Origin of the sequence: Ruminococcus turbiniformis (assembly GCF_020687545.1) — a bacterium.
GTDB classification, from domain to species: Bacteria; Bacillota; Clostridia; order Lachnospirales; family Lachnospiraceae; genus Mediterraneibacter; species Mediterraneibacter turbiniformis.
The window spans coordinates 81471-93502 of the sequence record NZ_JAJEQX010000007.1; the positions used below are offsets into that span (position 1 = coordinate 81471).

Below are 12032 nucleotides of genomic sequence, written 5' to 3' on the forward strand. Positions count from 1 at the left end.
GGTTATCAGGTGGTAAGCGATGAAAAAGACAGCGGAAAGAAGAAAAAGAAAAACGGAGCAGTGGATGGCGCCGGTGTTCCAGATGACAGGAACTGCCTGCGTCCTTATTTTTCTCATGTCTGTCAGCGGAAGCGGAACAGGCGCGTGGTATCTTTTTGCGGCTGCGGCCGTGCTGTCTCTTCTTCTGTGGCAGATCTCGCTGAGACGGAAAAAATGGATGGCGCCGGCGCTGCTTCTTCTCTTCGGGGGAACGGCGGCGCTGTTTTTCTTTTTGAGGGAACCGGCTGTTCAGGGGCTGGAGTATATTGCCGGAAGCATTGCGGGAACTGCCGGGGATACAGAAGCGGCGGCCGGAACTGCAGCGGGGAGTGCGGCAGGGACAGAAACGGCGTTTCTTCTGATTCTGCCTGCCCTGACCGTGCTTTTATCTGTTCTTCTGTACGGACTGCATCTGTTCTGGCCGGTATATGCAGCGGTTACTGTTTTGTTTCTCTCCGGACCGCTGCTTGGGGCGGAGATAATGACACCGTCCGTCTTCGCTATGTGCGTGTTTCAGACAGTGTTCTGGATCCGGCAGACGCAGGCGGCAGGAGGCAGAAGAAACGCGGGGGCACTGGCGCTTACTGCGGCGCTTTTTGCCGCAGCGCTTGTGGCTGTGAGTGCCAATGCCGACTGGTTTTACGACAGAGTATATGACGCAGAGGGAATGCTGCAGAGAACTGTGCGGCGGTTCGACGGGAATGCCGACAGCCCGGCCAGCGGAACAATCAGCAGAGGCAACCGGTACCCGGCGGGCGAGGAGAAGCTGGAAGTGTGGGTTACGGAAGAACCTTCGGAGACGCTGTACCTGAAGGGCTTCAGCGGAGGCAGTTACACGGACGGAGAGTGGCTTCCGAATACAGATGAAGAACTCTTTGACCGCATGGAGGAACAGTATCTGCACTGGGGAAGCTGGAGCGACTGGATTCCGGGAATGTACAGCTCCCTCTATTTTTCCATGAACTGGATGCAGAATACAGAGGATGAGATCCGGCAGATGACAGTGGTGGAGCTGGACCGGTCGGAGACACAGTGGTATCAGCCGTATTACGGGATATGGACGAATTCCGGACAACTTTCACTGGGAGCGGTCGGGTATGAGTTCCGGTATTATGAGCAGGCGGATATGAAACCGGACTGGGATCAGCTTTCGGCCGAATATGAATCCACCGGAAATTCATACCGTGAGCTTAAGGACGCCTACATGGCTGTGGCACAGGAGGCATATACAGAATTTGATGCCGGAGAGACTCCGCGGCTTGCAGAGCTGTGCAGGGAGAATCCACAGGAGGACTTAAGCCATGTCACGTCATTTATCCTGCATACGCTGAACAGCAGGGCGGAATATACGATGACGCCGGGGATGTTCCGGTTCAACCAGGACCCGGTGGAATATTTTCTTTTTGAGAGCGGACAGGGATACTGTCAGCATTTTGCCTCGGCGGCGGCGCTGATGTACCGGATGTATGGAGTCCCTGCCAGATACGCGGCGGGGTACGTCCTTTCCCCGTCGGATTTTGAGCAGCAGGAAAACGGACTGTACCGTGCGGTGGTGACAGACGAGGCGGCACACGCATGGCCGGAGATTTTCCTTGAGAACTACGGATGGACTCCGGTGGAGGTCACTCCGTCCGCTGCCGGGGAGGCCGCGCACTATCCGGGATTTGACAGCTCTGTGTACGACACGATACGTTCGGAGAGCGGCTGGAGTGATTCGGACGGGACACAGGCAGAAGATGCGCAGGCGGATGAGCAGGAAGAGCAGGCCGGCGGGGAGCAGAGCGGAAGCGGCACAGACCCGGCGGAGCGGATACTCACATCAGCCGGAGAGAGGATTGGAAACGCAGTCGGAAAACTGATTCCCGATACGGTATGGGGGAAAGTTCTGCTGGCAGCTGCGGCTTTGGCAGCGCTTGGAGCTGTTCTGTATGTTCTGCATATCCGCAGGGCAAAAAGATGGGAGCGCCTTCTTAAAAACGGCGGAGTAAGACCGGTGTTCGGAAGGATGATGGAGCTCATCCACTATGCGGGGATTCTGACGGATTTTGACGGACAGGAAGAGGCGTTCCCGCAGAGGCTCTCCGAAGAGATCGCATGCATTTCCGGGGAGGAGGCAGAGCGCCTTGTGCGTCTTGTGACAGAAGCCGCGTTCGCGAGAAACGGGGGAGAAAACTCCGGTGAGGATGCCCGGGCTGCAGAGGATGTGTACCGCATTTACCTGAGCGCGGGAAAGGAAGTGATCGCCTCCCTCCCGCGGCACAGAAAGATTGCGGCACGGGTCAGATGGCCGGAAATATCTGTGTAAATCCGCGTGAATGAACTGTGATATTGTCTGCCGCCCCCTGTTTGTGGTATCATAGAGGGAACGCGGAGGACAGGTGATTTTATATGTACATAGCAGATTTGCATATCCACTCCAGATACTCAAGAGCCACGAGCAAAGACTGTACGCCGGAGCATCTGGATCTGTGGGCGAGAAAGAAAGGGATTCATATCGTCGGGACAGGGGATTTTACCCATCCCGCATGGAGGGAGGAACTCTCCGAAAAGCTTACGCCGGCGGAGGACGGGCTCTATGTTCTGAAAGACGAGTACCGGATCGGCGGAGCCATACCCGGGGAGATCCGCCCGAGATTCGTTGTCTCTGGAGAGATCAGTTCCATATACAAGAAAAACGGCAGAGTGCGCAAGGTTCACAGCCTGATTCTTCTTCCGGGACTGGAAGATGCGCAGAAAATTTCAGCCCGGCTGGAACAGATCGGAAATATCCACTCGGACGGACGCCCGATTCTCGGACTCGACTGCCGCGATCTGCTGGAGATTACCCTTGAGATATCGCCCGGGTCGGTGTATGTGCCCGCTCACATCTGGACGCCTCATTTTTCCCTGTTCGGCGCATTCTCAGGGTTTGACACAGTGGAAGAGTGCTTTGAGGATCTGACGCCGCATATCCATGCGATGGAGACCGGGCTGTCCTCTGATCCGCCAATGAACTGGAGAGTGTCAGCGCTTGACCGGTATCAGCTGATCTCCAACTCGGACGCCCATTCGCCGGCAAAACTCGGCCGGGAGGCGAATCTGCTCGATATTCCCATGTCGTATCAGGGACTTTCGGACGCGATTCAGACCGGAAAAGGACTGTACGGAACGATCGAGTTTTTCCCGGAAGAGGGAAAATATCATATGGACGGACACCGGAAATGCAACCTCTGTCTGACTCCGGCGGAGACGATGAAATACGGCGGAAAATGCCCGGTGTGCGGACGGAAAATCACGGTGGGAGTTTCCCACCGGGTTGAGGAACTCTCAGACCGTGCGGAAGGGTATGTAAGGGAAAATGCCAAGCCCTTTGAGAGCCTTGTGCCTCTCCCGGAGGTGATCGGAGCCTGTGTCGGGCATTCTGCCGCGAGTGTGAAAGTGCAGCGGGAATACGAGCGGATGGTACAGGAACTGGGGCCGGAGTTCGAGATTTTAAGGACAATTCCGGCGGACGAGATACGAAAAGCCGCGTCAGAGCGCATTGCCGAGGGGATTGAGCGGCTGCGGGAAGGAAAGGTCGAGCGGATTCCGGGATTTGACGGAGAGTACGGTGTGATCCGTCTGTTCAGCGCGGAAGAACTCCACAATACCGAGGGGCAGATGAGCTTCTTTGACATGATCGGCGTTCCGGAAACGAAAGTATCCGTCGGAAAGAAGGCGGCACGAGAAGAAACGGATCCCGGAGAAGGTGCCGGGGTGAAATCTGAAAGGACCGCTGAGGCAAAATTTGAAAGGATCGCTGAGGCGGAACAGGAAGGAAATTCCGAAGCAAAGTCTGAAAGGAACGCTGAGGCGGAACATGGAAGGAATGTCGAAGCAGAACATGGAAGGGGTGACGGAGCGGATACGGAAAGAGATGCCGGAATGTTCTCAGGGCTGAATCCGGAGCAGGAATATGCCGTCCGGTGTACGTCTCCCCACATTGCCGTCAAGGCAGGGCCGGGCACGGGAAAGACGAAGACGCTCATATCCAGGCTGCGATATCTTCTGGAATACCGGAAGGTCCGTCCGGGAGAGATCACGGCAGTGACTTTTACGAATCAGGCGGCGGCCGAGATGCGCGAACGCCTTATCCGAGAAACCGGGAAAAAGACGATCGGAAGATCGCTCCAGATCGGGACATTCCACGCTGTCTGCATGAATTTCCTCAAAGAACTCGGGGAAGAGTTCTCATTGATTGACAGCGGAGAGCAGAAAGCCTTTGCAGAGGAGGCTCTGGAGGAGACGAGGCTTTCCATGAAGACCGGAGAATTTCTGGAATCTGTATCCCGCAGAAAATCAGGGATGACAAAAACGGGCATGAAATCGGGAATGACAGAACCGGGCGGCGGGGATGATATACTCTGGCAGCAGACTGTGGACCGGTACGAGGAGAGAAAGCGGAAGGCAGGGCTTCTGGACTTTGATGATCTTCTTCTGAGAACAGCGGAACGCATCCGGATCGGGCAGGTGCCGGACGGATGGGAGAAACGCTTCCGCTATCTTCTGACAGATGAGTTTCAGGATATCAATCCGGTTCAGCTGGAACTGATCCGGCTGTGGAGCGGCGCGGGAAGAGAGCTGTTCGTGATCGGAGATCCGGATCAGTCGATCTACGGATTCCGCGGGGCAGACGCTGCGTGCTTTGACCGGCTGAAAATGGAGTATGATGATCTGGAACTGATCACGCTGAAGGAAAACTACCGGTCATCGCCCCAGATTCTGCGCGCTGCAGAGGCTGTGATTTCCGGCGGAGCAGAGAGCAGACTTCATCCGAACTGTCCGGACAATGTGCCGGTGCGGATCGTGCGTTCGGAGAGCTCCGGCGGCGAGGCGGTCTTTATCGCCAAAGAGATCGGGCGCATGACCGGAGGAATCGGCATGCTGGAAGCTCAGGAAGCGGCATGGGAGTCGGGAGAGAGGAAGATCAGGTCTTTCGACGAGATTGCCGTACTCTGCCGGACCCATCATCAGGCGGAGATTGTGGAGCGGTGCCTGAAAAAGGAAAGCATCCCGTATATTATGGCGGGAAGGGAAGACTTCCTGAATGCGGAACGTGTGCAGAACAGTCTGAGATTTTTCCGTCTGCTGGAAATCAGCACTTCGATACGGGAGGGAAATATATGGGAAGAACTGGCCCGCGAGTGCGCTTCCGGCCTCTGGGAGCTTGAGTGGAGCCCGATGGCGGCGGAAGCGGTGAGAAACGCCGCGGAAAAATACCTGCCGCTTTACAGAAAACAGAAGCCGGAGCGGTTTATAAAACAGTGGGCGGAAGATATGGGATTTACAGACGATCCCGACGTGAAAAAGCTTCTGCAGATGACGGTGTTTTACCGGAGTATGCCGGAGTTCCTTCAGACGGTCGGACTGGGCGTGGAGAGTGACCTGAAGCGCTGTCAGGACAAGAAATATGTGTCCGGGGCTGTCACGGTCATGACGCTTCACGGTTCCAAGGGGCTGGAGTTCCCTGCGGTGTTTATCTACGGAGCGGATCAGGGATCGATCCCTCTGGAGAGCGAGAGCCATCCGGCGGACACAGAGGAGGAGCGGCGGCTGTTCTACGTGGGAATGACACGGGCGAAAGAAGAGCTGATCCTGACCGCAGCGAAAGAACCGTCGGAGTTTCTGGAAGAGCTTCCGGAAGGACTGGCCGCCTCTGAGAACGCGGCGAGAAAGAAAAGAGAAGAAAACTGGCATCAGATGAACCTTTTTGACATGTGACGGGTCTGAGCCTGAAAGGAGATATAAATTCATATGAAACTGGGAGAAAAACAGGTGCTGACCGCAGTGAAAAAGGTGGATTTCGGCATGTATCTGGGCAGTGAGGAGGAGAGAGTGCTCCTTCCGAAAAAGCAGGTTCCGGAGGGGCTTGAGCCGGGAGATCCGGTGGAGGTCTTTCTGTACAAAGATTCTTCCGACCGTCTCATTGCCACGACAAACGAGCCGAAGCTGACGCTCGGGAAACTCGCTGTGCTTGACGTGGCGGACGTGGGACGTGTGGGAGCGTTTCTTGACTGGGGACTGGAGAAAGATCTTCTGCTTCCCTTCAAAGAGCAGACGTGGAAAGTGCAGAAGGGCGACCGGTGTCTTGTAAGCCTCTATATCGACAAGAGCGGCAGGCTGTGCGCGACGATGAAGATTTATCCGCTTCTGCGGACAGACTCGCCTTACAGAAAAGACGATACGGTAAAGGGAACGGTTTATGAAGTGAGCCAGAATTTCGGCGCGTTTGTAGCCGTGGACAACTGCTATTCCGCACTGATCCCGCGAAGGGAAATCTATGGCAGGATTACCCCGGGACAGGAGATCGAGGCAAGAGTGACGGCGGTAAAGGAAGACGGCAAGCTGGATCTGAGCGTCAGGGGAAAGATCCCGGAGCAGATGGACGCAGACGCAGAGAAGATCATGAATAAAATTGAAAAGAACGGCGGGATACTTCCGTTTACGGACAAGGCGGACCCGGAGCGCATCAGCACGGAGTTCGGCATGAGCAAAGCGGCATTCAAGCGCGCTGTCGGCAGACTCCTCAAAGAGAAGAAAATCAGGATCGATCACGAGCGGGAACAGATACTTGCAATCCGGATCAAATAGGCTATAATTGTGTTATGCGGGCAGCATAGCGTCAGTGTACAAGGGACAATACGGTCGCTGAAGGGCTGATTTGGGCTCCTTCTGCGTTACTTTCCCTCCGCGTACGTCTCTGTACGCGTCGATCAAGTGCCTTGAAGGCCCCCAAATCAGTACCTTCACGACTCGAAGACTCCAACCGCAGCAATTTCGGTGATTTTCAAGGCAGACGATAGAGGCGTACTGGACGTACGCCGATTGAGGATAACACAGAAAATCGCCGAAATTACGCGGTTTGGAGCGTGTTGCCTCTTGTACACTGACGCTAAGCTACGAGAACACATTCGTTTCATGGGCAGTCAGGAGGAATATCTTATGAAAGTTCAGAATATCACAGATGTAGAGGGCCTTTTCAGAGTGATCGACACATGCAGGGGCAAGGTAGAGCTTGTGACAGGAGAGGGAGACAGGCTGAATCTGAAGTCAAAACTGTCTCAGTATGTCTCTATGGCGAGTGTCTTTTCAAACGGCGAGATTCCGGAGCTGGAAATCGTCACGTATGAGAAAGAGGATACGGATAAGCTGATCCGGTTTATGCTCGGAAGGAAAGAGTAGCATTTTCCTGCAGAAGAGAACGGAGGAAACTTGTGGGGCGGTTCCGAAGGGAGCAGCCCTTTTTGTTCAGGCGACGAGCCAAAGTCGGGCTTGCCCGGGACCTTGGCGACCGCTTACAATCCCGGAATGTGCCCTTGGGTACTTCCGTGATTCAGACAGAGGTGAAGAATGAGTTTTGTACATTTGCACGTCCATACGGAATACAGTCTTCTGGATGGATCGAATAAAATAAAAGAGTACGTCTCCAGGGTAAAAGAGCTGGGGATGAACAGTGCGGCGATTACGGATCACGGCGTCATGTACGGCGTGATCGATTTTTACAGAGAGGCGCGCAGGCAGGGGATCAAACCGATTCTCGGCTGCGAGGTGTATGTCGCGCCGAATTCCAGGTTTGACCGGGAAGTGACAGGCGGGGAGGACCGCTACTACCATCTCGTGCTTCTGGCGGAGAACAACGAGGGCTATGCCAATCTGATGAAGATTGTATCAAAAGGATTTGTGGAGGGATACTATTACCGGCCCCGTGTGGACAAGGAGATTCTGAGGGAGTACCACAGTGGAATCATTGCCTTAAGCGCCTGCCTTGCCGGAGAGGTGCAGAGATATCTTGTGAAGGGACTCTATGACGAGGCGAAGAAGACAGCTCTTGAGTACAGAGATATCTTCGGGGAGAACAATTATTTCCTGGAACTTCAGGACCACGGGCTGCCGGATCAGACGCTTGTGAACCAGCAGCTTATGAAGATGTCACAGGAGACCGGCATCGAGCTGGTGGCGACCAATGACGTTCACTACACTTATGCAGAGGACGCCCGGGCTCATGATATCCTTCTGTGCATACAGACGGGAAAGAAGCTCGCAGACGAGAACCGGATGCGCTATGAGGGCGGACAGTACTATGTGAAGTCGCCGGAGGAGATGGAGAAGCTTTTTCCTTTCGCGCTGCAGGCGCTGGACAACACGCAGAAGATTGCCGACCGGTGTTCCGTGGAGATCGAGTTCGGAGTGACGAAGCTGCCGAAATATGATGTCCCGGACGGGCTGACTTCCTGGGAATATCTGAACCGGCTCTGCTGGGACGGGTTTGCGAAGCGGTATGAAAATCCCCCGCAGGAGCTCAAAGACCGGCTCGAGTACGAGCTGAACACGATCCGCAATATGGGATATGTGGATTACTTCCTGATTGTCTGGGACTTTATCAAATACGCGAAGGATCACGGAATCGCCGTGGGGCCGGGAAGAGGATCGGCGGCCGGGAGCATCGTCTCCTACTGTCTCGGGATCACGACTATTGATCCGATCCAGTATCAGCTTCTCTTTGAGCGTTTCCTGAACCCGGAGCGTGTGACCATGCCTGATATCGACGTGGACTTCTGCTTTGAGCGGAGGCAGGAAGTGATCGACTATGTGGTGAGAAAGTACGGAAAAGACCGGGTTGTGCAGATCGTGACGTTCGGTACGCTGGCAGCCCGCGGAGTGATACGTGACGTGGGCCGCGTGATGGATCTGCCCTACGCGTTTGTGGATTCCATCGCGAAGATGATTCCCCAGGAGCTGAATATAACGATTGACAAAGCGCTTGTGGAGAATCCGGAGCTGAGAAAAACGTACGAGACGGACGAGCAGGTAAAACAGCTCATCGACATGGCGAAGCGTCTGGAAGGGCTTCCGAGACACAGTTCCATGCATGCGGCGGGCGTAGTTATCAGCCAGAAATCTGTGGACGAGTATGTGCCGCTTTCAAGGGCGGCGGACGGAACGATCACGACGCAGTTTACCATGACGACACTTGAGGAGCTGGGACTCCTCAAGATGGACTTCCTGGGGCTTCGGACGCTGACCGTGATTCAGAACGCAGTGGAGATGGCCCGGAAGAAAGACCCGGATATTGACATGGAAAAGATCGACTATAATGATCAGGCGGTCATGGACTATATCGGAACCGGAAAGACGGACGGTATCTTCCAGATCGAGAGCAGCGGAATGAAAAGCTTCATGAAGGAGTTAAAGCCCCACAGTCTGGAGGACATCATCGCCGGCATCGCCCTGTACCGTCCGGGCCCGATGGACTTCATTCCCCAGTATATCAGGGGAAAGAACGACGCGGCATCGATCACCTACGACTGCCCCCAGCTTGAGCCCATCCTGGCGCCGACTTACGGGTGTATCGTGTACCAGGAGCAGGTTATGCAGATCGTCCGGGATCTGGCAGGATACACGCTGGGAAGAAGCGATCTTCTGCGGAGAGCCATGTCCAAGAAAAAGGGGGACGTGATGCAGAAAGAGCGGCAGATCTTTGTCTACGGTGACGAGAAGACAAACGTGCCGGGGTGTATCAAAAACGGAATCGACGAGAAGACGGCGAACAAGATCTATGATGAGATGATCGACTTCGCAAAATATGCGTTCAACAAGTCCCATGCGGCTGCGTATGCGGTTGTATCCTACCAGACTGCGTGGCTGAAATATTACTATCCGGTGGAATTTATGGCGGCGCTGATGACGTCTGTCATTGACAACCCGTCCAAAGTCTCGGAGTATATTTATGCGTGCCGGCAGATGGACATTCAGATTCTGCCCCCGGATATCAACAGGGGAGAGGCGGACTTCTCGGTAGACGGGAGGAATATCCGGTACGGACTGGCCGCGATCAAGAGCATCGGCCGGCCCGTCGTGCAGGCGATCATCGAAGACCGGGATGAGTACGGCCCGTTTAAAAACCTGGAAGACTTCATCACCCGCCTGTCCGCAAAGGAAATTCTGAATAAGAGGATCATCGAGAACCTGATCAAGGCGGGGGCGCTGGATACGCTGGGCGGAACGAGAAAACAGTTCATGAGCATTTATATCCAGATCGTGGAGCATGTGAATCAGGAGAAGAAGTATTCCATGACAGGCCAGATGAGCCTCTTTGACCTCGTAGGTGAGGAGCAGAAAAGCGAGTTCCAGATCAAACTGCCCGATGTGGGCGAATATGCGAAGGAGAATCTCCTTGCGTTTGAAAAAGAGGTGCTCGGTATCTATATCAGCGGACACCCGCTGGATGAGTATGAGGAGAAATGGAAGAAAGTCATTACTGCCACGACACTGGACTTCCAGCCTGACGAAGAGAGCGGACGGACGAAAGTGCATGACGGGGCAAAGGAGATCGTCGGCGGGATGATTACGGATAAGACGGTCAAGCACACAAAGACGAACCAGATGATGGCCTTCGTCACGCTGGAGGATCTGGCGGGTACGGTGGAAGTTGTCGTGTTCCCGAGAGACTACGAGAAAAACAGGGAGTATCTTGAACAGGACAGCAAGGTGTTTATCCGCGGACGTGTCTCCGAGGAGGAAGAGAAAGCGAGCAAGCTGATCTGCGAGAAGGTGATTCCGTTCGAGAAGACGAAGAGGGAGCTGTGGATCCAGTTCCCGGACAAGGCGTCCTTCCTCGACGAGGAGCAGATCGTATACGGCTATCTGGCTGATTCCGAGGGCGAGGACGAGGTTGTGATTTACTGTGCGAAGGAGCGCGCAATCAAGCGTCTGCCGCGGAACAGAAACATTTCAGTGAGCCCGCAGATATTGGGCAGACTGATGAATCATTTCGGGGAGAGCCGGGTAAAAGTGGTGGAAAAAGCTATTGAAAACCATTTCTAAATACGATAAAATATTGTCGGAATTGTTAGTTTCTATGGTTTATTACAGACCTGACAGTTATCGGAGTTGGAGAAAGGTGGAGAAAATATGGCAGAGAATATGATGGATAAGGAAAAATACCTGGATGAGATTGAAGACAGAATCCGTACAGTCGGCGTTCTCACAAGCGGGGGCGACGCGCCGGGAATGAATGCAGCGATCCGTGCGGTCGTGCGTACGGCTCTGTCAAAAGGGCTTAAAGTCCGCGGAATCCGCAGAGGTTATCACGGACTTCTGAGAGAGGAGATTATTGATCTTTCCGCCCGTGATGTTTCAGATACAATTCAGCGCGGCGGCACATTCCTTCAGACAGCGCGCTGCCAGGCGATGAGAACAGAGGAAGGACAGCAGAAAGCGGCTGCAATCTGCAAGAAATACGGCATCGACGGCCTTGTGGTCATCGGCGGAGACGGTTCCTTTGCGGGAGCGCAGAAGCTGGCGAACCTGGGAGTAAACACAATCGGTATTCCGGGAACCATCGACCTGGATATCGGATGTACAGACTACACAATCGGTTTTGATACAGCGGTAAATACGGCGATGGAAGCGATCGATAAAGTCCGCGATACATCCACATCTCACGAGAGATGCAGTATCATCGAGGTTATGGGACGTGACGCGGGTTATCTTGCTCTCTGGTGCGGTATCGCAAACGGTGCAGAGCATATCCTCATGCCTGAGGAACATGATTTCAACGAGCAGGAAATTATCGATGATATCATGGCAAACAAAAAGCGCGGCAAGAAAAACTATATCATCATCAATGCAGAGGGAATCGGAGATTCCATCAATATGGCAAAGAGAATCGAGGAAGCAACCGGAATCGAGACGAGAGCGACAATCCTCGGACACATGCAGCGCGGCGGAAGCCCCACATGTAAGGACAGAGTTTACGCATCCATCATGGGAGCGATGGCTGTGGATCTTCTCTGCCAGGGTAAGACAAACCGCGTAGTCGGATACAAAGACGGAAAATACGTGGACTTCGACATCGACGAAGCTCTCAGCATGAAGAAGACGATCTCCCAGTATCAGTACAATGTAGCAAAAACACTGGCTCTCTGATCAAAGACAGAGAGCCGCCGGGAAAGATGCCGGCGCGGGGGAGAACG

At 54.2% G+C, this 12032-nt stretch carries 6 protein-coding genes; all 6 read left to right on the top strand.

Annotated elements, in window-relative coordinates; genetic code table 11:
• Positions 1-19: 19 nt before the first annotated feature.
• The 6 genes from LKD70_RS05685 to pfkA all read left to right on the top strand — a co-directional run bounded on the left by LKD70_RS05685 (position 20) and on the right by pfkA (position 11985).
• Positions 20-2344, top strand: coding sequence for a transglutaminase-like domain-containing protein (locus LKD70_RS05685; protein ID WP_227707070.1), 2325 nt, complete (start codon positions 20-22; stop codon positions 2342-2344).
• An 83-nt stretch (positions 2345-2427) separates the two neighbouring features.
• On the top strand, positions 2428-5778 hold the full coding sequence (locus LKD70_RS05690; RefSeq protein ID WP_227707071.1) for a UvrD-helicase domain-containing protein: 3351 nt from the start codon (positions 2428-2430) through the stop codon (positions 5776-5778).
• 33 nt (positions 5779-5811) lie between these two features.
• On the top strand, positions 5812-6648 hold the full coding sequence (locus tag LKD70_RS05695; protein WP_227707072.1) for a CvfB family protein: 837 nt from the start codon (positions 5812-5814) through the stop codon (positions 6646-6648).
• A 351-nt stretch (positions 6649-6999) separates the two neighbouring features.
• Positions 7000-7239 carry a polya polymerase gene (locus tag LKD70_RS05700; RefSeq protein ID WP_227707073.1) on the top strand — a complete coding sequence of 80 codons (240 nt, stop codon included), beginning with the start codon at positions 7000-7002 and terminating at the stop codon, positions 7237-7239.
• A gap of 168 nt (positions 7240-7407) precedes the next feature.
• Entirely contained in the window at positions 7408-10881 is a 3474-nt protein-coding gene (locus LKD70_RS05705; protein ID WP_227707074.1) for a DNA polymerase III subunit alpha, read from the top strand.
• An 87-nt stretch (positions 10882-10968) separates the two neighbouring features.
• Positions 10969-11985, top strand: coding sequence for a 6-phosphofructokinase (gene pfkA / locus LKD70_RS05710; protein ID WP_227707075.1), 1017 nt, complete (start codon positions 10969-10971; stop codon positions 11983-11985).
• Positions 11986-12032 lie beyond the last annotated feature (47 nt).

Excerpts from the sequence above, each read along its gene's own strand:
- LKD70_RS05685 (WP_227707070.1), top strand. The coding sequence starts at position 20 with ATGAAAAAGACAGCGGAAAGAAGAAAAAGAAAAACGGAGCAGTGGATG.
- LKD70_RS05690 (WP_227707071.1), top strand. The coding sequence starts at position 2,428 with ATGTACATAGCAGATTTGCATATCCACTCCAGATACTCAAGAGCCACG.
- LKD70_RS05695 (WP_227707072.1), top strand. The coding sequence starts at position 5,812 with ATGAAACTGGGAGAAAAACAGGTGCTGACCGCAGTGAAAAAGGTGGAT.
- LKD70_RS05700 (WP_227707073.1), top strand. The coding sequence starts at position 7,000 with ATGAAAGTTCAGAATATCACAGATGTAGAGGGCCTTTTCAGAGTGATC.
- LKD70_RS05705 (WP_227707074.1), top strand. The coding sequence starts at position 7,408 with ATGAGTTTTGTACATTTGCACGTCCATACGGAATACAGTCTTCTGGAT.
- pfkA (WP_227707075.1), top strand. The coding sequence starts at position 10,969 with ATGGCAGAGAATATGATGGATAAGGAAAAATACCTGGATGAGATTGAA.